The sequence below is a fragment of the Gimesia aquarii genome (genome assembly GCF_007748195.1).
Classification (GTDB): domain Bacteria; phylum Planctomycetota; class Planctomycetia; order Planctomycetales; family Planctomycetaceae; genus Gimesia; species Gimesia aquarii.
The window spans coordinates 413,190-437,156 of the sequence record NZ_CP037920.1; the positions used below are offsets into that span (position 1 = coordinate 413,190).

The 23,967-nt window shown below is 45.8% G+C and carries 19 protein-coding genes and 1 other RNA gene; 12 read left to right on the forward strand and 8 right to left on the reverse strand.

What is annotated here, in order from left to right; genetic code table 11:
- Positions 1-181 precede the first annotated feature (181 nt).
- The 4 genes from V144x_RS01690 (at position 182) to V144x_RS01705 (ending at position 6,484) form a co-directional block, all read left to right on the forward strand.
- Complete coding sequence (locus V144x_RS01690) at positions 182-1,528, forward strand: DUF1501 domain-containing protein (protein WP_144980457.1); 1,347 nt, start codon at positions 182-184, stop codon at positions 1,526-1,528.
- Between the two features lie 118 nt (positions 1,529-1,646).
- The gene (locus V144x_RS01695; RefSeq protein ID WP_144980462.1) at positions 1,647-3,839 is read left to right on the forward strand and encodes a hypothetical protein; all 2,193 of its coding nucleotides are present in this window, start codon (positions 1,647-1,649) and stop codon (positions 3,837-3,839) included.
- A gap of 147 nt (positions 3,840-3,986) precedes the next feature.
- A complete protein-coding gene (locus V144x_RS01700; protein WP_197998718.1) occupies positions 3,987-5,141 on the forward strand; it encodes a DUF1570 domain-containing protein in 1,155 nt (384 codons plus the stop codon).
- A 155-nt stretch (positions 5,142-5,296) separates the two neighbouring features.
- Positions 5,297-6,484: an AI-2E family transporter gene (locus V144x_RS01705; protein ID WP_144980468.1), complete on the forward strand. Its 1,188-nt coding sequence runs from the start codon at positions 5,297-5,299 to the stop codon at positions 6,482-6,484.
- A gap of 16 nt (positions 6,485-6,500) precedes the next feature.
- On the opposite strand, the gene V144x_RS01710 is transcribed toward V144x_RS01705, so the two are convergent.
- The 3 genes from V144x_RS01710 to V144x_RS01720 all read right to left on the reverse strand — a co-directional run bounded on the left by V144x_RS01710 (position 6,501) and on the right by V144x_RS01720 (position 9,831).
- The gene (locus tag V144x_RS01710) at positions 6,501-7,949 is read right to left on the reverse strand and encodes a right-handed parallel beta-helix repeat-containing protein (RefSeq protein WP_144980472.1); all 1,449 of its coding nucleotides are present in this window, start codon (positions 7,947-7,949) and stop codon (positions 6,501-6,503) included.
- 184 nt (positions 7,950-8,133) lie between these two features.
- On the reverse strand, positions 8,134-9,291 hold the full coding sequence (rsgA, locus tag V144x_RS01715; protein WP_144980475.1) for a ribosome small subunit-dependent GTPase A: 1,158 nt from the start codon (positions 9,289-9,291) through the stop codon (positions 8,134-8,136).
- 36 nt (positions 9,292-9,327) lie between these two features.
- A complete protein-coding gene (locus V144x_RS01720; RefSeq protein ID WP_144980478.1) occupies positions 9,328-9,831 on the reverse strand; it encodes an FHA domain-containing protein in 504 nt (167 codons plus the stop codon).
- Between the two features lie 173 nt (positions 9,832-10,004).
- Between V144x_RS01720 and rnpB the strand changes: the two genes are divergently transcribed.
- The 6 genes from rnpB (at position 10,005) to V144x_RS01750 (ending at position 16,780) form a co-directional block, all read left to right on the forward strand.
- An RNA gene (gene rnpB, locus V144x_RS01725) (RNase P RNA component class A) lies at positions 10,005-10,381 on the forward strand.
- Positions 10,382-10,719: 338 nt separating this feature from the next.
- Entirely contained in the window at positions 10,720-11,130 is a 411-nt protein-coding gene (locus tag V144x_RS01730) for a hypothetical protein (protein ID WP_232102683.1), read from the forward strand.
- A 588-nt stretch (positions 11,131-11,718) separates the two neighbouring features.
- A complete protein-coding gene (gene ilvB / locus V144x_RS01735) occupies positions 11,719-13,500 on the forward strand; it encodes a biosynthetic-type acetolactate synthase large subunit (RefSeq protein WP_144980483.1) in 1,782 nt (593 codons plus the stop codon).
- A gap of 50 nt (positions 13,501-13,550) precedes the next feature.
- Entirely contained in the window at positions 13,551-13,754 is a 204-nt protein-coding gene (locus tag V144x_RS01740) for a hypothetical protein (RefSeq protein ID WP_144980486.1), read from the forward strand.
- Positions 13,755-13,844: 90 nt separating this feature from the next.
- Entirely contained in the window at positions 13,845-15,296 is a 1,452-nt protein-coding gene (locus V144x_RS01745; protein ID WP_144980489.1) for a hypothetical protein, read from the forward strand.
- Positions 15,297-15,391: 95 nt separating this feature from the next.
- Complete coding sequence (locus V144x_RS01750) at positions 15,392-16,780, forward strand: glutamate decarboxylase (protein ID WP_144980492.1); 1,389 nt, start codon at positions 15,392-15,394, stop codon at positions 16,778-16,780.
- Between the two features lie 19 nt (positions 16,781-16,799).
- Here the strand turns inward: V144x_RS01750 and V144x_RS01755 are convergent, their stop codons facing one another.
- The gene (locus V144x_RS01755; RefSeq protein WP_144980497.1) at positions 16,800-17,222 is read right to left on the reverse strand and encodes a hypothetical protein; all 423 of its coding nucleotides are present in this window, start codon (positions 17,220-17,222) and stop codon (positions 16,800-16,802) included.
- A 124-nt stretch (positions 17,223-17,346) separates the two neighbouring features.
- Positions 17,347-18,363 carry a DUF1559 domain-containing protein gene (locus tag V144x_RS01760; RefSeq protein WP_144980501.1) on the reverse strand — a complete coding sequence of 339 codons (1,017 nt, stop codon included), beginning with the start codon at positions 18,361-18,363 and terminating at the stop codon, positions 17,347-17,349.
- A gap of 575 nt (positions 18,364-18,938) precedes the next feature.
- Between V144x_RS01760 and V144x_RS01765 the strand changes: the two genes are divergently transcribed.
- Positions 18,939-19,718 (forward strand): 3-keto-disaccharide hydrolase, encoded by a 780-nt coding sequence (locus V144x_RS01765; RefSeq protein WP_144980504.1) that lies wholly within the window; start codon positions 18,939-18,941, stop codon positions 19,716-19,718.
- A gap of 6 nt (positions 19,719-19,724) precedes the next feature.
- Here the strand turns inward: V144x_RS01765 and V144x_RS01770 are convergent, their stop codons facing one another.
- Positions 19,725-21,281 (reverse strand): alkaline phosphatase D family protein, encoded by a 1,557-nt coding sequence (locus V144x_RS01770; RefSeq protein WP_232102684.1) that lies wholly within the window; start codon positions 21,279-21,281, stop codon positions 19,725-19,727.
- Positions 21,282-21,522: 241 nt separating this feature from the next.
- Here V144x_RS01770 and V144x_RS01775 point away from each other — a divergent pair, with 241 nt between their 5' ends.
- The gene (locus V144x_RS01775) at positions 21,523-22,305 is read left to right on the forward strand and encodes an SGNH/GDSL hydrolase family protein (RefSeq protein ID WP_144980507.1); all 783 of its coding nucleotides are present in this window, start codon (positions 21,523-21,525) and stop codon (positions 22,303-22,305) included.
- A gap of 34 nt (positions 22,306-22,339) precedes the next feature.
- Here V144x_RS01775 and V144x_RS01780 read toward each other — a convergent pair whose 3' ends face one another.
- Complete coding sequence (locus tag V144x_RS01780; protein ID WP_144980510.1) at positions 22,340-23,455, reverse strand: WD40/YVTN/BNR-like repeat-containing protein; 1,116 nt, start codon at positions 23,453-23,455, stop codon at positions 22,340-22,342.
- 50 nt (positions 23,456-23,505) lie between these two features.
- Positions 23,506-23,775 carry a MoaD/ThiS family protein gene (locus V144x_RS01785; RefSeq protein ID WP_144980513.1) on the reverse strand — a complete coding sequence of 90 codons (270 nt, stop codon included), beginning with the start codon at positions 23,773-23,775 and terminating at the stop codon, positions 23,506-23,508.
- Positions 23,776-23,967 lie beyond the last annotated feature (192 nt).

The following is a 23,967-nucleotide window of genomic DNA, read 5'->3' on the forward strand; positions in this document are numbered from 1 at the left end:
CCATTTCCAACTTATTTATTTCCTGGATTGTAACCGATTTTATATTTGCCTACCTTATATAAACGGTTACAATTATGATAGTTAACTTACTAAAGTACTATCACGAACAATCGTCAGATTGTCCCTCCTACAAATACACCTGCCAACAACGGGATCCTGCCATAAATTAAAGGAGTTTCTGATGCTGAAGCTTTTCCCACAAAATGTTTCAAACTGTGAAACCGGTAGCCGTCGTCAATTCCTGATGGAAGTTGGTGCGTTGAGTGCGTTTGGAATCACCCTGGATTCTGTGATGCGTGGTCAGGCTCATGCATCGAACGCTGAATCTGGTGCATTGAGTGACCCTAAAAATGATACCAACTGCATTCTGATCTGGACACGTGGCGGAACCAGCCATCACGATACCTTCGATCCCAAACCCAATGCCTCTGCTGATGTGCGTGGGGATTTTTCTGCGATCAGCACCGCCCTGCCCGGCTATCAGTTTTCGGATCAGTTACCTCTGTTTGCGAAACACGCCAATGAAGTGGCCATCATGCGGAACCTGAACCCCAAAAATGGTTCCCACTCAACGGCAGACGCGTTTATGCTTTCAGGACATAAATTCAACGCCTCTGTGACATATCCCTGTTACGGTGCCGTGATTGCGAAAACCAAGGGCTTCAAAACGAATATTCCTCCGCATATTCAAATTGGCAATCATGTGGATCGTCGATTCAACGGTGGACTGGGTGGCTATCTGGGACTGCAATATAACCCGTTTGAAATTCCCGGTGATCCCAACTCCAAAAACTTCACCGTAAGAGATATTTCTCCACCATCGGGAATTACCGTCGACCGTCTAAAACGTCGACAACAAGCATTACAGGCGATCGATACTTTACAGCGTCAGGCTGACAAAAATCAAAATGCCTTTGAAGCATCGGATGCTCATTATAAAAATGCTTTTAGCATGATCACATCTGCTGATACCCAAAAGGCATTTGATCTCAATCAGGAGTCTGCGAAGACTCGCGATGAGTATGGCCGTCACTATCTGGGTCAAAGTTGCCTTTTGGCCCGCAGGCTGATCGAGTCAGGTTCACGATTCGTTACCGTCAGCAGCGGTGGTTGGGACACACATACGAATAACTTTAAATCCCTGCGTCGTTCACTGCCTCCCTTTGACCGGGCATTGACATCGCTGGTGCTCGATTTAAAGCAACGTGGAATGCTTGATAACACACTGGTTGTCTGGCTGACTGATTTTGGTCGGACTCCCGTTATCAACTCAGCCGCCGGACGAGATCACTGGGCAACCGCATCCACGATGATGATGATTGGAGCGGGAACTACAGCGGGTCAGGTAATTGGCGCTACCGATGACATCGGTTCACGCCCGGTCGGGAAAGAATATTATCCTCAAGATGTTGCAGCAACCATCTATACAAAATTGGGAGTCAATCTACACCATTACTTTATCTCCCCTGAAGATGGACGTCCCTTAGTTGTGAACGAAGGCCAACCCATTCCGGAATTGATGGGTTAATTTCCAATAAATTCACTCCTCGCATTTTTGAAAGTGATCGCCCCTTTTCACTTGAGCTTTGAGGGGTTCACTGATTTCTCTGGCAATCTGTTTAAATGATCTTATGTAGGACAAGCCGATGCGTTGCATAGCTTACTCGATACTGACTTTGAGCCTGTTTTTCTGCATGTCATCTCAGCATTCCTCAGTGAATGCCGCTGATAAGAAGACAACACCGCCGCCATCAAAAATCGGTTTTCGTCAACTGGTGGCTATGAAGCCGGCCGCTGTTCAACAGGGGGACAAACGAAAAATTCAGCTGCACACCAGCTATACACTGGATGGAACGCACTCTGTCTTTTTCGATCAGCCGGGAATTAAAATGACCTTTGCCGAACCGAAGCCGAAGGCAGCTCCCCGCCGTGGTCGAGGATCTGTAGGAACTCCTTTTGCATTTGATATCGAAGTTCCCAAAAATCAACCCACGCGCGTTTATGAATGCCGAGTTGCCACTGATCAGGCAGTTTCCAGTGTATCTCATTTACTGGTAACCCCCTACCCTGTCATCGAAGAAGTAGAAAAGAAAGACAACAATACGTTTGACACCGCGCAAGTTGTCACCTTCCCTTCTACGATTTGTGGTATTTGTGAAAAAACAGAAGATCTTGATTGCTATAAGTTCACCGGCAAAAAGGGACAGGAAATTACGTTGCAGGTCTATGCACAGCGTGTCACGGAAGCCATTCATACGATGCAGACTTCAGGCGTGTATCTAATGGATTCCATTCTGACTTTATATGGACCACAGAAACAAATTGTGGCTCAAAACGATAACTTCATTAAATCAGATTCACTCATCACTATTAAGCTCCCCGCCGACGGTGAGTACGTCTTTGAAATTCGTGACGCCCGTTATAAGGGAACTGGAAAATACGCCTACTGTATTGAATTCAGTGAGACCCCGTTTGTGTATCACACATTTCCTTTAGCCGTTCAGAAGGGTAAGACTACTGAAGTAGAGCTGCAGGGGCATGCGCTGAAAGGCAACAATAAAGTCAAGTTCTCTGCGACAGATGCCAAAGAAACGGGTTGGGTCAGGCGCACGTTCAAAACACCGGCTGGTGAGACGAATTCTATCTGGACTCTGATCAGTGAGCATCCCCAGGTCTCTGCACCCGGTACTAACATTTCATCAAAAACTGCTTTACCTCTGACACTGCCTGTTGGAGTGAGTGCACAATTTAGCGAAGCAGAGCAGACACACTTCTATAAGTTCAAAGCAAAAAAAGACCAGTATTACTTTTTTAAATTGATGTCGAACCGTATTGATCTGCCGTTAGACTGTGTCATGGAAGTGCAAGATGCGAAAGGCAAGGTACAACGCATTTTTGTCAATGGTAGCGCCACAACGGAATCTGATGATGGTTTGCAGACTAAAGACTCAGAATTCTATTTTAAAGCACCCGCGGACGGAGATTATACTGTGACGGTCCGCGATCTGCACGATCGAGGCGGAGAACGTTTCGCTTACCATTTATCTGGTGAATTGAGTGGGCCCGAATTTGAAGTGTACGGCGAATATTACTACGCACAAATTGCTCCTGGAACGAATATGATGTGGTTTGGCCGAGTCAAGCGTTTAAATGGTTTCAATGGTCCCATTGAAATGAACATCGAAGGCCTTCCCAAGGGAGTGACCTTGGAACCAGTGACACTACCCCCCGGTGTGAATGATTGTGGTCTGATTCTCAAAGCGACTAAAGATGCTCCCATTAATGCCTCACTGGTGAAAATTTCCGGAAAAGCAAATCTTCCCGGTCCCGATGGAAAAGAAAATGAGGCCGTTCGCTATGGTCGAATTACCTGTGAAATTCAATCAGGTGGAGGTGGACAGGCACGTTGGCCAATCAATACATCAATTGTGGGAGTAACGAAACCTCTTGATCTGCTCGAAGTCACTGCCACTCCCAGCGAGATCGTATTAAAGCCGGGCGAATCGGCTGAAATCAAAGTTAAAATTAAACGCAGTGAAGTTTATAAAGATCCTGTTACTCTTGCGACTTCATTTATGTATTTCACTTCAAAGTTTGGTGAACAGCTGCCACCAGGAGTGACACTTTCGAAAAAAAGTAAAACCCGCCTCGCTGGCAAAACTCTCGAAGGAACTCTCGTATTGGAAGCTTCCAAAAAAGCAGCACCCATCAAACGGTTCCCATTTGCAGCAATGGCCCGCGTAGGAATTACGTTCTCAATTACGACCAACTATGCATCAAACGTGCTTTATTTGACGGTTACCGATACTAAGGGAAAAGACAAGCTGGCAAAAAAATAGGGATCGACATTAACCCCTCTCTCCCCTATTCTGGAAGTATCCAATGATCTTCTGCGCAGAAAGACTGATATGGAGTGGAGAGACTTAAAAATAATTTTCCTGGTATACATCGCCAGAAAAACTCTGCTCATACTAATTATATGCTTCTTGCTTGGCAGTACTCTCAATAGCCATCTCACTTATGCGCAGACATCCGCCAAAAACGATTCAACTGGCAAATCAGAGCAACCCCTGTATCAGTTTACTTATCTCGATGACCAGGGGCAGGAAAACACAATTCAAGCAGCGCAGGTTTTAGAAGCCCAGGACGGTGGCGTTGTAATGTTGACCCGCGATGGTCGTTTGCTGACAGCAACACCAAAGCAGCTCAAACAAAGGCGGCAACTCGATCAAAATTTTACACCACTCAAACTTCCCGAACTCGAGCAGCAACTCGTTGCGGAATTTGGTTCCGACTTTGTAGTGACTCAAACCAAGCACTTTATCATCTGTAGTCAAGCGGGGAAACGTTACTCAAAATGGTGCGGTTCTCTCTTTGAACGCTTATATAAAGTATTGCACAATCAGTGGCACAGCAAAGAGCTCCCTCTCCATGATCCCAAAGTTCCGATGATCGCGGTGATTTTTAAAGACCGTGCCAATTTTGAACAATATGCGAGTCAGATTTTAGGTGAAGGCGCTTCGGCTGTGCACGGTTTTTATTCGATTCAATCGAATCGGATGGTGCTTTATGATTTAACAGCCGCTCCCAACGAACGACCCGCATTCACGGATGCTGACATATTGAAAAAATTACGGAAGTCTCCTTTTAATATGGCAACCATCATCCATGAATGTACCCATCAGATAGCTTTCAATGTTGGTTTGCATACTCGGTTTGCCGACAATCCCCTCTGGCTGACTGAAGGAATGGCAACTTATTTTGAAACACCTGATTTGCGGAGTAAAACAGGTTGGCGAACAATCGGGAAGCCGAATCCATGGCGACTGAGGCAATTTCAAAATTTCGCACGCTCACGTAGAAATGCTGACTCACTTCAAACCCTGATCACGACGGATCAACGCTTCCAAAATCCGGAAACGATGCTCGATGCCTATGCAGAAGCCTGGGCGTTTTCATACTTTCTCATCAAAACCAAGCGCAAGCAGTATGAAGCGTATCTGCGCCTGGTCGCAGACAGAAAACCTCTCATCTGGTCGACTCCAGAAGATCGACTAAAGGATTTCCAATCCATATTTGGTGATGATCTTGAACGCCTCAATCAACAATTTCTGCGTTACATGCGACAAATCAGTCGTTAGGTCAGGTTTTTCTCTTTGCAGCTTTTACTTTTCCGTCTATGGTGCACATACTTTGGGGCACACTCAAAAATGTTGCAGGTTCTCTGACGGTCATTTCAAAAGGATTGTGAGTGGACTTCTGCTTCAGAATCACATAGCGGCAAGGGGCACTCTTCATGTCAACTTCATTGAAACCGTCGGATGAACAGACCAGTGTGATTACGGGCTGTCTAATGCTGCTCACGATCTTCGCAATTGCCTTTGTGTTCTATATCACGAAAGCTGTTTTGATTCCGTTCGTCATCGCCATTTTTATTGCGACGATCGTGACTCCCCTGGTTGATTTGCTCGTATTGAAATGGAAGCTGCCTCATATCGTTGCGATTTCCGCCACACTTTTGCTCGTATTGTCGTCCGGATTTTTACTCTGTCTGGCTTTGATCTACTCGACACAGCAGGTGATTCAAAAAGCAGAAAGTCAATACAGCAAAAATTTAGGGATTTTTATTAGCTCGGCTTTCAATACTGCGAAAGAAGTCAGTGATTCTGATGAGCCATCCAAGATCAATAGTCAAGATTCTCGCGAGGAAGAATCTTCAGAAGCCGCTCCGTCTTCTATTGAAAATCCTCCACCGACAGTGGCAGAAAAACCGGAGACCAGTTGGTTCGATAAAATGGGCATCGATTTGAATAAGCTACAAATGGAAACGACCGCATATATGAAAGATGCTTTGAAATCAATTGCCTTTAGTACCATGCAAACGGCACTCAGTTTTACAACCACCTCATTTTTCGTTGCGATTTTTGTGATCTTTTTGCTGGCAGGACGTAATCCTCATGCTGTCATCAAGAACGTACTTTACCGAGAAATCGAACAAAAGATTCGCAGTTATATCTCAACCAAACTCATCATTTCTCTGATCACCGGTACGCTTGTCGGTATTACACTTTCATTGTTTGGCTTAGAGCTGGCGTTCGTCTTTGGAATTCTGACATTCCTATTGAATTTTATTCCTTCTGTCGGATCTTTAATCGCAACCTTATTACCAATCCCTGTTGCTTTTGCACAATTTTCCGGCAGTCCCTGGACGATTGCCGGTGTGATCTTAATTCCCGGTGCCATTCAAATGATTATCGGGAATGGCATTGAACCTAAAATCATGGGAGAAGGCCTCGAACTGCACCCCGTAACCGTTCTGCTGGCGCTTTCCTTCTGGACACTGCTCTGGGGACCAATTGGCGCCATCCTCGCTGTTCCTATCACAGCCGCCATTCGCATTGTGCTCATGCGGTTCGAATCGGGACGATCAGCCGGTAATCTCATGGCAGGCATTCTACCTGGTGAATCCTCGTCGCTTGCTTAAAGGACTAGTAACCAACTCATTTGATCGAGACATTATTGTTTGTGGCGGTTGTGCCCTCTTCAATCTCGACAGTGCCAGATACCAGATTGTCAGTGATCTGATTTTGGCCTCCTCCGTTCACGCGAATCGCAAAGTGATTAGAGCCCTCGGTGATTAAACAATCGGAGATGCGAGACTGCTTCACATTCTTAAAGAGAATACCGCCGTTCTCGCACTCGCTCAAGGAGCAGTTTGTGATGTTCATTCTCTCACAATTTTCAAGAATCAAACCCGCTCTGACTTCCCGCGTCTCTCTGATATTCAAACCGTTCAAGGTGCAATCGCTACAGTCCTGGAAGACATTGGCATCTTTTGTCTTGGCTCGGTAGTCAGGGTTGCGGTCGAGTAGATTTGCTCCCAATACGATATAGGAAGAATCTTCAATCAGCAGATTGTGTTCATAGGCCTGCCAGAGTGTATTGCCGGTAATCGTCACACCACGGGCATGTTTCAGGTGAATGTTGACAGCGACATCGCTCATGGAATTGTCAGCAATCGCAAAATTTCCAACCTTACGGGGGTCTTGTGGACCGTTGCCGACAAAACGCACGTTAGCGGAATCGGGTGCATTATGTGTGTGTTGAATCGTACAACCAAAAATAGCCCCTTCTCGCAAAGAGCCCTTAGAGACATCGAACAAAATATTAGCCGTTGGTGGGGTTTCTTGCCCCATGTTGCCTTCAATATCGCAATTTCCAATCTGAATATTACGAATTTCGCTTTCCCGAACGACAATCCCACCACCTTTGTTGTAACTGATGTGCGAATCAGAAATATTGACCTGATGCAAATTCAGCTTGTCCAGATAAATTCCGACTCCTTCATTTTCATACAGATGACAGTCGTCAATGGCAACATTTCGATTTCGTTCGTACAAATGAATTCCGTGTAAGGCACGTCGTACAACCAGCCGTGTAATCGTGATCTGCATTGTCTTCGTCGCAGCAACTCCAATTGCCTCCGGGTGTTTTCCCACGATTTCGATGCCATCCACCATCGGCGTCCTTTCTTTTTCCCAGACAACCGGGTTTACAGTTTTCGGACTTGCCGTGCCGCCATGAGTTCCTTTAAACAAAAAAGCAGGGCCGGCACCTTCCATCAAAATCGTTGCTGTGCCGTCACCCGAAATAGAAGTCGGACCGACCTTGTTTAAATCAATGACAATTGGTTTTGTTAATCGATAGCGGCCACGCGGAAACCACAATGAGCCAGCAGAGGCATTCACCATCTTCTGTATGGCCGCTGTGTCGTCTGTTTTACCATCACCGCGTACGCCGTAGTCGAGTACAGTCTTACAACTGGTTGGCTTGCGCTTCACAACTTGTTCTTGACTCAGCAAAATTCGGGAATCGTCATCTGAAAGCAGATAAAGACCGAGTAGTGAGAGCGGAATCAAACAAAGCATGGAAACGAATTTGGATTTCATGAGTAAGACTCTTGATGTTGGAGGTAATCAGGCAGGAGAGCAAAAACAGTATTGGCAGGCTTGATCATTAACAAACTTTACAAAGCAGCCTCTTTGAGTCTACGCAAGTCGGTATTAAGGATCAACTGATCGACCACAGAAAATAATTGCCTGTGTCTATGAACGGGTAGAGAGTTAGCCTCTGTCACGTTTGATGATAAACGGGCCGCGGTTCATCGCCGCTAATAATTTTCAAATAGCTTTGGTAGCGCTGCCGGGATATGAAATCGTTGGCGACCGCACGTTTTACACCACATCCGGTTTCATGTGTATGCGAACAATCCGGGAAGCGACATTGCGGGATAAAGGGACAAAAGTCACGAAAGAAACCTTCAACCTCTTCTGGAATCACATCCCACAACTCTAGCTGCCGGATACCGGGTGTATCTACAACCCAACCCCCGCTTTCGATTTCCAGTAAGACTGCTGAGCGTGTGGTATGTCGCCCTTTCCGATTCTCCTGGCTGATCTCAGCAGTTTCCAAAGTTAACCGACTGTCAATCTGATTCAGTAAAGACGACTTTCCGACACCGCTTTGTCCAGAAAATACAGATTGTTTCCCTTTGAGCAATGAGCGGAGTCGCGAAATCCCCGTCCCATCGACAATACTTGTTAACACAATATCGTAACCCATCTGAGCGTACACGCCGATCAGTGGTTGAAATTCGATCGGATCAACCAGATCAATTTTGTTGATGCAGATAATCGAATGAATGTTGCCCTTTTCCGAGCTGATCAGGAAGCGGTCGATGAGTGAGGGTTTAAGAGGAGGGTCATCGGCAGAAACAACAATCACTGCTTGATCGATATTACTGACGAGGATATGCTCCCGGCGTTTGCTACCTCTTGAGAGAGAAGAACGTCTTGGCTCTACTCGTTCGATGACAGCCTGATTTTCATCTCCTTCTGGCCTGATTAAAACATGGTCACCGGCAACCACGGCATTACGATCATCGCGTGACATGGTTCTGACGAGCCGTCGGACTGTGCAGTCATATCGAGTTCCCTCTTCTGACTGTACGATTGAGTTCAATCCTTGAGACTGGATAACCCGACCTTTGAGACAGGTACTTTCGTCAATGTCGATAACGATCGCGGTGCCGTCTTGGGTTTCCTGTTCCACTCCCATCACGGTACGGTGACGAGTCAGGTCGCCTTTACCTGATAGCCGTTCGGTTAAATCCATGTATTGAGAATCGATTTGCTCATCGACTCGGTGGCTGGAGAGTTTATTCTTTCGGACTTTCTTCTGGCGATTTTTCTTAAACGCAATCCGGATTTTTTTCCCTTTTTTCTTAGCCACAACAAACTCGGCTCCGTAGCCATCGTTGGAAATGGATCATGAATCACTCTGCTCGTCATCCAGGTCAATGAGAAATTTCAAACCGAGTTCGTCCTCGGTCATTTCCGATTCATCTTGAGGTAATTCAATCTCTTTTGGCTTCTGGGCGGGAGGTGCCATCGGTCGACGCGGTCGGGATTCAGGACTCACCAGGCCCGCTTTTTCCATCAGGCTCAATTCAAAGGGGTCATCTTCTTCAGGCGGTGGTTCATCGGATTGAGGAGTATAATTGATTTCAAATTCGTGCTTGGCAATTGAAAGTTGATCTCCAGGAAGTAACCATTTCATGTCACACCGCTCGCCATTGACTTTAATCCCGTTGCGGCTGTTCATATCCCGCACACGCCAATAGCCGTTGATAAACTCCAATTGGCAATGATGTGAAGAAACATTGGGGAACTTCAACGTGATATCACATCGACTACGGCGGCCAATCAGCAGGACTTCGGAAAGTAGCGGAATTGGGTCGCCACCTCCACAAGGGTTTAACTCACCTAACATTCGAAGTTTCCTGGAGCGTTCATTGTCTTACGATTCCGAGATGTCTTTGTTTGCCCGCACGCTATTAATCTATACCGTTGGTCAGCCATTATAAAGCCTTTCTCTCAAGAAAAGTCAGATTTTGGGGATTCTTCAAGCAACCTCAGTAGCCTATACTGGTCAATTCAGTAGCGGGAGTCGGCTGAGTGGTCGCTGCGAATTCTTCGGGATTCGTGGAGGAAAGTCCGGGCTCCACAGGGCACGGTGGTGGGTAACTCCCACCGTCCGCAAGGATAGGGAAAGTGCAACAGAAAGCAAACCGCCTGCCTGGTCTCCAGGTAGGTAAGGGTGAAACGGTGCGGTAAGAGCGCACCAGCAGGCCGGGTGACCGGTTTGGCTAGGTAAACCCCACCGGGTGCAAGACCAAGCAGGGAGCAGTGCTGGCTTGCCAGCACACGGATCGGCCCGATCCGGTATGACTCTCGGGTCGGTCGCGCGAGGCAGCAGGTAACTGTTGTCCCAGATAAATGACCACTCTCGACATAACCCGGCTTACAGGCTGGCTCCCGCTATTTAACACTCCCTCAAAGTTCTACTTTTCAGCACATCAGCCAGAGCTTTCCTGCTCCATACGGCCAAATAACCTCTGCTAATTCAACTATTTTGATCAAGTTGTCTTTATGAGGTCATTCAGGAGCATTGTGTATCAAAAAGATTGTAAGAATGTTCGTTCTGTTGAATAAAAGACAACACTCTGTGGTTTTATCCAGTTTTAATTTATTCTGTAAGCTATTTTATTTAAAAGGTTTACGTTGCTATATTTGATTTTGGCATGCGAAATGCTTTACTAATCATTTATCAAAGATAAGAAGCCACTTTCAAAAAACGAATACATTAAGGGAGATAATGATGAAAAACTTTACCATCATGTTCACTGCATTGGCCACAATTACTTTTGTTAGCAATACGAGCTTTGCAGCAACACCTTACTATCAACCAAACCAATCGCAAGCTCGACACTACAATAGCTCCAGCTATCGAAACTGGAATGACTATGATTCATACCGTAGCCGTGACTACTTAAATCGTTACCGAAACTTCAGCAATTACGACTATCTGTCAAACCGCTCAAACAGCCGCTCAAACTATTTTCGCTGTGGAACAGCACCATCCTATTTCCCTTCGTATTATCGAACGAATTATGGTTCGTTTCCACACAACGGCAATCGTTTCGATAACCGTTTTGACTATGGACACAGATATAATCAGTATCAGCGCGACTACAATTATGGGCGCTATGACTGGCGTGTAGGTCGCTAGGCTTTAAACAAAACACAACCCTTCACTCAGGTAATCATCCCCCCTGGTCGATTCATATTGGCTGGGGGGGCTTATTTATCACGGGGTTCATGCCAAACCTACTTGGGCTCCCAGTGTTTAAAAGCACTATTAGCTAAGAGATGGAGAGTCTGGTTAAGAATGGAAAATGCTTAATGTTATACAGTCAATAGACTTATGTGATTAAGTGTTTATCGATTTGTACCTTCAAATCATAAATGTCCGTCTAAAGTTCGTTAATCTGCCGCTTAACCCGCATAATCGAAACAGGTTTCGTAAACTGTATTCGCAAAGGTCTTAAAGTGAATGTGTCTGTATGAAAATTGGATTCTGCGCAGGAAATGACTCGTTATTACACCTGAGAGAAGATAGAATTAGGTGCTCAAAGCAGTTCTTTGAATTCCAGAACGAACATCAGGCGTACAAGGTGCGTCTACATGCTAAATCGTTATCGAAAACAAGAGATGTTGATCGATCGTCAATCTGTGGTTCTGTGACAGGATCAAACGACGGATTTTTTCGATCATTAAAACGAAATTTTAGAGACCATCGAAACAGAAGGGTGAGACAGTGGCCACTGCCAACGAAAAAAATACGCAAACTAAGACTATCAATGGAGCTGAGATTCTGGTTCAGGCATTGATTCGGCAGGGCGTGAAGACCATCTTTGCTTATCCTGGTGGTTGTAGCATGCCACTGCATCAAGCATTGATCAAAAATAAAGAAGACATCCGAACGATCCTTCCCCGCCACGAGCAAGGAGGCGGATTCGCCGCGCAGGGAATTGCCCGTACCACGGGTGAGGTTGGCGTTTGTATGGCGACCAGTGGACCTGGTGCGACTAATTTGGTAACGGCTCTGGCAGATGCCAAACTCGACAGTATTCCCATGGTCGCTATTACCGGGCAGGTTCCTCAGGCAGTCATTGGAAGTGATGCCTTCCAGGAAACTCCCATGGTGGAAATCTCACGTGCGATTACCAAACACCACTATATGGTGACCGATGTGAATGACGTTGCCCGTATTGTGAAAGAGGCATTTTTTATTGCCAATACGGGTCGTCCCGGACCGGTTCTAATAGACTTCCCCAAAGACTGTCAATTGGCCACACTCGATGAAGAGCCAGACTACGATCCCGAAACCTACCTGCCCGGTTATCGACCGGAATTGAGAAAGGCAGCTCCCGAACAGATTCGCCAGATTCTGGCAGCCATCAAACGTTCAAAAAAACCAATTCTCTATGTTGGTGGCGGCGCGATTATTTCAGATGTGTCTGAAGAACTAATCAAGTTCGCTCATCGTACACAAATTCCGGTGACAACCACCGTCATGGGATTGGGTGTTTTTCCGGGAGACGATCCCTTGTGTCTCGACATGCTTGGCATGCATGGGACGGTTTACGCGAACTATGCGGTTAACGAAGCTGATTTGTTATTAGCGTTCGGCGTTCGTTTCGATGATCGTGTCACCGGAAAACTGGAAGAGTTTGCTAAACATGGCAAGATTGTGCATGTTGATATCGATCCTTCCGAATTACATAAAAACAAGGAAGCACACATTCCCATCAATGCTGATCTGAAAAATGTTCTGGAAGCATTGAATGCTACCATCACCGATGATGATTTGCCTGAAGTTGATCAATGGTTGGCAAAGGTGAACGAGTGGAAAGAAAAGTACCCGCTGAAGTATCCTGAACTCGGCGATGTTCTCTCGCAGCAGTATGCGATTCACGAACTTTGTAATCAAACCAAAGCGAAAGATCCTTACATCACCGTAGGTGTGGGACAGCATCAAATGTGGGCGGCTCAATTCTATAAGTTTCAGAAGCCCCGCCGTTGGCTCAGCAGTTCTGGCTTGGGAACTATGGGCTTTGGCTTGCCTGCTGCGATGGGGGTTCAAGCGCAGTTCCCGAACGATTTGGTTGTTGACATTGACGGTGATGGATCCATGTTGATGAACGTGCAGGAAATGGCAACTCTCCATACAGAAAAGTTGCCTGTCAAAATCCTGCTGCTCAATAATCAGCATTTGGGAATGGTGGTTCAATGGGAAGACCGTTTCATGGATGGGCGTCGAGCTCACACCTATCTCGGTCCCGTGCATCACCCGGAAGCAGAGGGTAAGGGCGATGGCTCGCATGCCGAAGCGACGTATCCCGATTTTGTCTCCATTGCAAAAGGCTTTGGTTTGCAGGCACGACAGGTGCGCTCCAAAGCAGAGTACCCGGAAGCACTCGCCGAAATGCTTGCTTCAGACGGTCCTTATCTCCTGGATGTCATTTGCAGTTATCAAGAACATGTTCTGCCTATGATTCCCAGTGGTGGCACAGTCAACGATATCATTACTGAGTAAATTACTGTACTTCGGTTAAAATGTAATTTGATCCATCAGGAGTAATACTCATGCTCGTTGCGGCACAGATTCCCCAAGAACCTGGCTATCTTGTTGGCTGGGGTTCACTGGCGCTCATCAACGCAGGATTAGCACAGGGCAAAAATCGAAGTGGACTGGCATGGTTTCTCATTTCTCTGTTATTTGGTCCCGTTGCGACTTTCTTTTTAGTGGCATTTTGTGACAAGCTACCTGGCTCTGTAGAAAGTCAATAAAAAACAGCGTTCCGGGGTGGAGGAATTTCCCCTTGAAGCGATAAGATTAATAGACTCTGAGTTTTCATTCTGCACCATTGCGAGGAAATCATGAGTCAGCAGCGACAGATCGGAGTGACTGTATTACCAGAATATCTACAGTACGAAGGTATCGAGACTGTTCTTGATAATCTTACACAGAGAGCGGGAGTCACAGCGGTCTCTACCTCTCCTTATGTGATGCAACTGGCTGATGAGCAGACTGGGGTACGTGAACCACCGGCTGATGCAGGAGCTGGCAAAGTTCGCCTGCTGGATCGTCCCCTCTGGGAAGGGAAACGGGAGCTCTGGGTTAAAACGGCCCCTAGTTTTGTTCCCGATAAAACTCTCTATGCAGGTTTGCGGTACCAGCCAGCCGAACCTGATGAGCTTACACGACGTGAAGGACACGTTGTCGCTGACTTTGTGCAAGCTGCTCAGGCACGGGGTCTCGAAGTTTACTTTCAAGTCCAAGCCGCCATTCCACCAGGGTATCGCGTTCAATTTGGTGGTCCTCATGAGGAAGATATTCCCCGCTTGCCCGATGGTTCTTTGCCACGCAAACGTGTTGCCAACAACGGAAGTCTGGCGAGCCCGCATATCATTGAATATCAACATGCGTTGATTCGGGACCTACTCAACCGCTATCCTGAAATTGATGGATTACGTTTTGACTGGCCGGAATATCCACCTTACTTTCTGGACTCGGCGTTCTTTGATTTTAGCGCGCATGCCAAGCAGGCTGCATGTCGATTGGGATTTCAGTTTGATCAGATGCAAACTGATTCGCTGGCGTTATATCAAAAGTTACATGGTGGCTTAACAAACGATGACTTGGAGGCCATACTCTCCGAAGCAAATCAATCAACGAATTTCACAGCTTGGTTAAATGAGCATTATCCCGGAGCGGCTGCAATGCTGTTAATGAAAGCACAGCTTTCAAAAGAATTGCTGTCAGGTTTCCGTGCGACAATGAACGAAGTAAGTAATACGGAAGTTGAACTCGCTCCTAGTGCCTTCCCTCCCCCCTGGTCTCTCATTTCCGGAATGAATTATTCATTAGTCACAAAGTATTGTAACTCTGTAAGCGTTAAGCTTTATGGTATGCACTGGTCGATGATCTTGCGGTCTTATGGTGATCAACTACTGGCAGCAAATCCGGGACTCTCCGAATCTTTATTAGTCCGTGCGTTGTTCAAGTTGCTTGACATCGCTGATTCTGAACCGCCGGCGCAATTAAAGGATATTTATTATCCTGGGCCTGATGAACCTCATTTAACGGGGCCACATGCACAGGAACGAAAAATTTCGGCAGCCAGAAAATTGGCTAAACCGATGCCTATTTATGCGCTCGCGCATGGATATGGACCGACAGAGGACTTCCATGCCAGAATGCAGGTGGCGGCAGAGATCAGCCCTGATGGCGTCTGGATCAATCGTTATTGCTACTTAAATAACGATAAGCTCGATATCATTGGCCAATGTACGGCTGGCTGCACGACACAAAGTTTGCAGAAAAGTTGATCCTTTGTGAATTCTTCATTCAAATCCCTGCATAAGACATTACTATAACGGTTCCATTTCGTTTTTCGTTATGAAAGTCCAGTAGGGAGAGCTTCATGCTGCATGGCAAAAAGAACCTAAGCGATACCGATCCAGATTCAATGTTGACTCCTGCTTATGGTAGTCGGTCTATCAGTGAACCCGTTCCTAAGTACCGGATGCCCGAACAAGGGCTCCCTCCTAAAATTGCCTATGATTTAGTTCGTGATGAATTGATGCTGGACGGAAACTCGCGGCTCAATCTGGCCACGTTCGTCACTACGTGGATGGAAGATGAAGCGCGACAGCTTATGTCGGAAACTTTCGACAAAAATATGATCGATAAAGACGAGTATCCGCAAACCGCTGAAATTGAATTGCGGTGTACCAATATGCTGGCCAAGCTATGGAACGCGCCGCAAGATGAAGAAGCAGTAGGCTGTTCAACGATTGGGTCCAGTGAGGCGTCTATGCTGGGAGGTATGGCGTTAAAATGGAATTGGCGTAAACGGCGTGAAACGCAAGGAAAATCAGCAGCTAAGCCGAATATGGTGATGGGCATCAATGTGCAGGTTTGTTGGGAAAAATTTTGCCGTTACTGGGAGATTGAACCACGTTTTGTTCCCATGGAAGGAGACCGTTTTTGTTTGAATGCAGAGGAAGCGTTGAAACTGGTTGATGAAAATACAATCGGAGTTGTGGTCATTATGGGTAGTACCTTTGATGGCAGGTACGAAAATGTGAAAGAAGTCAATGACGCGCTCTTAGAACTGAATGCGCAAAACGGCTGGGATGTTCCCATTCATGTTGATGGAGCCAGTGGCGGCTTTGTTGCTCCTTTTTTACAACCAGATTTGGAATGGGATTTCAGGCTTCCGCTTGTGAAATCGATCAACACATCCGGGCATAAGTTTGGACTGGTTTATCCCGGCGTTGGTTGGATTGTCTGGAGAGATAAAGCAGAACTTCCTGAAGAGTTAGTTTTTCACTGTAACTATCTCGGCGGCGACTTACCAAACTTTGCTTTGAACTTTTCACGACCTGGGAATCAAGTCGTCGCACAATATTACAATTTTTTGCGACTGGGACATGAGGGTTATCGCAGTATTCATCAAGCGTCACAAAATGTGGCCTTGCATCTTTCTTCAGGAATTGCAGAACTGGGACCGTTCCAATTAATTTCAGATGGAAGTTCGATCCCTGTTTTTGCCTTCACTACGAATGAGAAAGCAAACTTCAGCGTATTTGATATCTCGAATAAATTACGAGAGCGTGGCTGGCTGGTCCCCGCTTATACATTCCCTAAAAACCGTGAAGACCTGGCAGTACTGCGTTGCGTTTGCAAAGAAGGCTTTACGAGAGACATGGCAGACATGCTACTTCTCGATATGCAACATGCCATCGATTTTTTTGCTTCTCAACCCAACCACAGACCGGAAACAAAAGGCTCGGGGTTTCATCATTAAGGAGTCCGTTACGAGAGTTTCAATCTTTTAAATCAAAAGTAAACTCATTGCTACCCGCTTTTACATCCGCTTTGAGCGGACTTTTACTGATGTCGCGATATTTTTGCGGAAGATTCGGATACTCTTTCTCGGGAGCCGGGTTATCGGGTGTTGCCAACTCAGGAGGGGCAACTGCCACATTGTAATTTCCGAGTACAACCTCTGCGAGCTCTACCTGTCCTGATTCGTTTAAGAGGCCGACAGCCGCTTCCCCTTTGCCCGTGATCATCATACGTACTTCTCCCTCAGTCACAGGAGAGCCATTATGGGTAACAGTGATTGTAACGTAACCACGTTTTTTTGTGTCTTCAGCTCCACCACAGCCAATCATCGTCAGACTGAAAAAAAGAATTGCAAATGCCAACATACTGCAACGTCGAAAGAGATCTATTTTAACCATCATTCAATTTTATCCCATCATCTAAAAGTTGTCGTATCAAAAAGTAAAGACCCCAGACGTATTAGGTCTGGAGTCCTTGCTTTGAATTTTTACGGTTAATAAATAAGTACTTTTGCACTTTGATTCATTAAAATTCACCGAGCACTTGGCCATCACTCTTGGAACAGAGATTTGCCAAAGTAGAGAAGTCAAGATTGTCAGACAGAAAACGAACTGCCCCGTCTGTCAGCAAAACATGCGTACCACCGGTGTGATAAGATCCCAGGATTGTGTTAGGACCATAGGTTCGGTACGCCTCATCGCCTGCACCCGAATTCCAAAAACTGTTGATGGAATACTTAACTGTTGTGGTACCGGAGCCCCAGGTAGAACCATCTGGTAATGACGGTACTTTCGTAGAACTTGTAATTCCACTCCAGCCACCATAGTAATTAGAGCGAGAATCCTGATTATTCACCTGGCCAGATTGTTCACCCACAATAATCGTGTTGGATGTTCCATCAGTGATATCGCGCATTCGAAACGAATCATTGGGTACTAACAGACCATTACTGCAAAATTGGCCCGCACCGTAACCGGCTGACGCTGCAGAACAAACCGCTGTTGTAGCTCCGGAAGGATCAGGAGTGGCACCTGCAATGCCCACGTAGTCCATTGTCTGACCTAATTCACTATTATTTTTGACATTCGCGCTGTCATTCGCCGCATTGGAATGAGGAGAAGAGGGACAATTATAAACGGGAACCCGTAAGGTTTTCAGAATTTCATTCGTACCCGCTCCTGTACCATATCCATAACCCGAACTTCCTGCAGAAGCAAATCCAATCGTTGAAGTACCAATTGAGAAATTCATTTGGTTATAAGCGGGGGCTTGATCCAAGTAAGGGAGTATGGGGGCACGCCAGTTGGCTCGCCAAACAGGGCTCTGTTCGCCAATAGGAAAGCGTAAAAAAGTGTCATGGTAATTGTGTAATGCCAAACCAATTTGCTTCATGTGGTTTTTACAGGTACTCCTGCGAGCCGCCTCCCGTGCCTGTTGAACCGCCGGTAATAACAATGCAATTAAAATTGCGATAATGGCAATCACCACTAATAATTCAATGAGGGTGAAGCCACGTTTGCGTAGAATGTGCCTGCTAAACATGGAAATGTCCTTCGGTAAAAATGAAAATTAAAAATCGAGCGTAAAGTTGCCTTAAGAAAAGAGGTAAACTACTCTGGAGGGATCTTGTTGGTGGAAACTCTTAAATGAAACGCTAAAACACCAATAATGCAGATTCTTAGACGCATAATAATACTCATATGATATTTATTTAGATTACTTCATTAAATGCCCAAAAGTAACAACAAAAGTCATGATATTTTTAAAATCGAGGGCATAAAACAGTGTTACTGTGTTCATTTTTTGAGCGATTTACAAAATATGTAGCTCAAAAAGATCAGTTGTCACACTTAATTTTGAATAAGAAATACTTAGTTGAACTAGTAATCTAACCACCAAACTTCGTTCAAAGTATCTCTTAATTTCTTAGAATTCTTCAAAAATTACCTTATTCTTCGATCAATTAATTCCTGTCAATGTTGTGCTCATTGCCTCTGAGTTGGAACGATTGACCTTTTAAGATCAGAGGCTTGGCTCTGCTAGAAGTGGTTTGTTCTGATCAAACAAAAACGACATAATGAGAGCTTCTATTCAACCGTCAATAATGAGGAACGATTATGCGACTCACGCCTTTTGCTCTTAGCATATTGCCATTGATTTTTGTTACGTCTTGGTCCTCTGCTTTCGCTGAAATCGGCGTTTCTGCCAAACCGCCCACCGATGCCGAAGTTCTCCTCGATGGCAGCCGGGAAAAGCTGGATCAAAAGTGGACCTATTGGAAAGGACCTCGTTTTAGTTCTTCACTTCCGATCAAGTGGAAAATTGTTGAAGACCCTGTCGATACGGGTACGGTTGTCATGACCGATGATCCTGCAGCTGCAGGAGGAAAATATGGAACAGCCGACATTGTGACGAAAAAGAAATATCGTGACTTCCGTCTACATGTTGAATTTCTAGTGATGAAACCAGGTGGCAATAGTGGAGTCTATTTACAGAACCGCTATGAAATTCAAGTTTTGGATGGTGATAAAACGAAGCATGGTATGGGGGCTGTCATTAACCGTACCGAATCACCCTATCATGCTTATAACGGAACAGGGAAATGGAACGCTTACGACATTACGTTTCGCGCTGCCCGTTTCAAAGATGGGAAGCTGGTCGAAAAGCCGCTCGTTTCAATGTACTTCAATGGTAAGAAGGTGCATGAGAACGTGACGATCAACAAAGTCTGGGGTGGTCCCAATTCTGGACTGGATGGTGGAAATAATAACGGATTTGGAATTACCGATACTCCCGGTGGAATTAAGCTCCAATGTGAAGGACATGATGTACGCTACCGAAATGTCTGGATCAAAGAACTTGATCTCAAAACGGCTGATACTGACTTTCGGGAATAAGGGCTGCTATTTCTTGCCGTGGGGTTTGTTGTGTTGGTACAACACTTTCCCTTTCTCATCGTGAAACACAAAAGAAAGTGTCGCCGGTGATTGTTTATCTGCCGGCGTTACTTTCACCAGTAAGAATCCACCGGAACGTGGATCTTGTGAGTAGGCTTGTTTGATGAGCCCTTTCGGATCAGTTGATTTGGGATCACCGGGTTTGCGACCTAAGCGAGAATTGGCATCGACCAGCGCACCACAGGAAAATTCTTCAAACCCGCTGGGGTCAGTGGCGTGATATTGCCAGTGTCGATCACCGCAGACAATAAAGAAGTTCTGCTGATCCAAACCGTTCTCTTTCAGCCATTTAAAAAATTCATCACGCTCATGACGAAATCCACCGATATCACAATGGTTGTCCGTCTTTCGTAAATCATCGGGACCAACCATTGGAGTAGGTGAAATTAAGAGTTTGAATGTCGCGTCACTCTCTTTTAATGTTTTTTTCAACCACGCTTTTTGCTCATCGCCCCAGATCGATTTTCCAGGACCGTCTTTCATCGCATTTGGACTACGATACATGCGATTTTCCGGCAGCCAGATTTGTAAATCCTTGCTGACCCGATGGGTCCTGTATGTTTTAGCGTCCTTGTCATCCATTGGTGCAACAGGTAGTTGTTCCAGCATCATCGCTCGACCTTCATCCGGAGAAGGCCGATGATCGCCCGTATTATCACCATCATCGATGCGGTAATCATGATCATCGATTTCCCAATAAGTGGGCACGGCAGCGAACAGGTCACGATAGCGAGGCTGCACGAATTGCTCATGCCATTTCTGTCGCAATTCAGGAATCGTTTCCGCCCGCGGTTTATCGGGGGTGTCATAATAAACATTGTCACCGGTGCCTATGAAGAAATCGGGCTTTAATTTCAAGATCGTCTCTAACGCCGGATAACCCAAGTGTTTATCAGGACCTGAGTAAGGCTGAGGGAGCTTTGTGTTATTTTCTATCAAATGTTGTTTTTTATCGATGCGATCGTCGCCGTGAAACTTCGCATAGTTCATTCCAGTTACAACCACAAATTCTACTGGCTTTGCCTGACTCGCGCCGGGTAGCGTTTTGAATCGGGCCGTCGGGCCAGCGTGCAACTGATCTTCTGTTGAGCCAATTTCAGTCGTACATTCGAACTCCGTTCCTGCCGGTAAATCTGTAAAGGAAGCGCGTGCGATGAAGTCATGATCGGCTATCGCTTTTACGATTTGAGCACTCCCCTTCGCCGTATCCGATTTTTCTTCTGATATAGGTCGCAATATAAATTTGACGAAGCCCGGCATCCCTTTGACATCGCGGTCGACCAGTTTGTCGGTCTCTGTTAACCGTACCTGTACTAAGGCGCTGTCTGGTGTGACCTCGCCTACCATAATTCCCATGCCAGCCATTGGGAGCTCACCATCAGATTCAGCAGGAAGAGGAGCAGTTTCTCCCTGTTCAACTTCGACCACAACGACTGACTCTTCAGGGTTCTTTTTTTCGCAGCCAAACAAAAACAGAAGACACAACAGACAGCATACTCTCATATGAGCACTCCCTCGGAATGAGCAAAATACTTTGGAAAGATATAATTTGATTCGTTCACAGTTACCGCCCCAGTACAGACTCATTTATAGTTACTTTTTTACTCAGATGCTACGATTTATGAATAATCTGAATGAAAAAGCTTGCTGATACTGATTGTAATACGTCAAAATGAACGGTTATTGTAAATTCTTAAATCGAAGATTAGCTGTATATCACTCCTTAATTTGAAGAAGGCCCACCATGAAACTCTCCAAGCTGATTCCCTTGTTCACAATCTGTCTACTTACTTTGACACACACTGTGTTTGCTGAAAAACAAGCTGAAGAAGCCTGGAAAAAACTGGTTCGATCACCCCGTTTTAATAAACGCCCTGCGTTTCAATTTGTCGAAAATAATGCCAAACTTCCGAATGTTTTGTTATATGGCGATTCGATTTCCATCGCCTATACCGATGCCACCCGCGATGCACTCAAGGGCAAAGCCAACTTATATCGTCTGTATTGTAACGGTGGTGATTCTTCGTCTTTTATCAATAAAATGAAAACCATGCATACGACAATGAAAGATAAGAATCTAAAAGGACATTGGGACTTCGATTGGGATGTCATTCATTTTAATGTTGGCCTGCACGATCTGAAGTATATGAGTGGGAAAAAACTAGATCGTGTAAATGGCAAGCAAGTCACTTCTCCCGCGGATTACGAAAAGAATCTACGTGCTATCATTGCTTATCTCAAAAAATCAGCACCCAAAGCAAAACTCATTTTCGTGACAACGACCCCTGTCCCTGAAGGTGAAGCTGGTCGTATCGCAGGCGATGCAGCAAAGTATAATCAAATTGCCATGAAAGTCCTCATGGATCATCCAGAGATTATGGTCAACGACCTTTATGCTTTGACAAAACCATACCACAAAAAATGGTGGACGAAACCGGGCAACGTGCACTTCAACTCCGCCGGCGCGACTGCACAAGGCAAAGAATCAGCTCGTGTGATTGAACAGGCACTCAAAAAACAGGATTAGAAGTTTCAGCAGTCCTATTTTCAGAATCAACATGCTAAGATTTTGCGAAACGCACGCAATAGATGGGAGGGAGTGTCGTCGAGATCGTTTGCCAGGAATCACCACCATCTTCTGAAATCCAGAGGTTACCCGTTGTGGAACCTGTAACGAGACATTCACCCGTTTGATCCACGTCCAACGCGTGCCGATAAACGATATCATATGCATACTCTTGAGGCAGACCATTCGTGAGAACCTCAGAAGTCAAACCACCATCGGTGGTGCGGGCGATCACAAATTTACCGTCAATGGGTATTCGACATTCATCTTTGATTGCCGGCACAAACCAGGCGGTATCTGGTTGTTTTGGATGGACGGCGACGGCAAACCCGAACCCGGAAGGTTGAATGGTTGTAATCTCTTGCCAGGAATTGGCACCATCAGTAGTGCGAAATACACCATTATGGTGTTGAGCCCAGTAGAAATCGGGATGTGATGGTGATTGAACGAGACAATGTACATCTTGAATATTAGGATCATAGGCCTGATCAGGGGGAACATATTCTGCCCGGATGCCATCGGCTTTACAAGTCCAACTCGCACCATCATCCTTTGTCACCCAAACGCCTCCACAGGAGATCGATACCGCCACCTGTTGGCTATTTTCGGGGTGAACACAAATAGAATGAATCCCGGGATCGTCTTTCCCACCACCAAACCAGTGTTGACGCTCGGGCAGATCCCAAAATGATTCAACCAATTGCCAGCTGGAACCACAGTCGTCAGAGCGAAACAAGCCTCCCGGGATCGTACCGCACCAGAGCCGATTTGGTTGATCTGGACCTCCTGGTTCCAACGCCCAGATTTCACTTAAACTGGCCGGCTTAGGCTTGCCGTCTGTTGAAAAAGGACCAGCACCGATTGTTGCTCCTTCGGGATAAACGGGCACGGCACATTCTTCCCAATTCTTTCCATCATCATTACTGCGATGCAGCTTCACTCCAAAGTGACCGTGGTTAAGAGCGGCATAAGTTGTACCGTCTCGATGGTCTTTTAATACCATCGAAACATGTTCGCCATGAAAATCATGTCTACCAAGTGACCAGCCCGAGGAGCTGCGATCAAGTTGAAATAAGCCTTTGCGCGTGGCAATGTGAATTTGGGAACTCATGGGATGTCTCTTTCAGTTTGTTTGGTCTTTTATAGTTCATCTATATTTATTTAGCCGCCAGAGAGTGCTTGCATTACATAAATTTCACTATTGGGTGAAATGGAATCGCTCAGGTGAACTCGATCAACAATCGTTTTGCCATCAACAAAAATTACCATATGTTGACGTAGCCGGCTCTGATCGTCGAGGATATATCCCCGCAATTGTTGATCGGTCTCAAACACAGCATCCAATGCTTCTCGCACTGAATCCCCGGAAACTGTTGCTTCAGGACAAGATAAATGACGTTCTAGATTAGGTGTAAAAACAACGCGGACCATAATGAGATTATGCTACACTGTACAAAACTGAGAGGCAAGTAAATTCAGATTTGGTGTCTTTTTTTCGACATAGTGAATAGTGAGATGGGGCATTTACATAACTGGGCTTCGAAATGATCCTTGTCTATCGACAATTGGAAAAGGGGCATAGTAAAATTAATATTTGAACATTCTCTCAATGGTGGTTCCGTT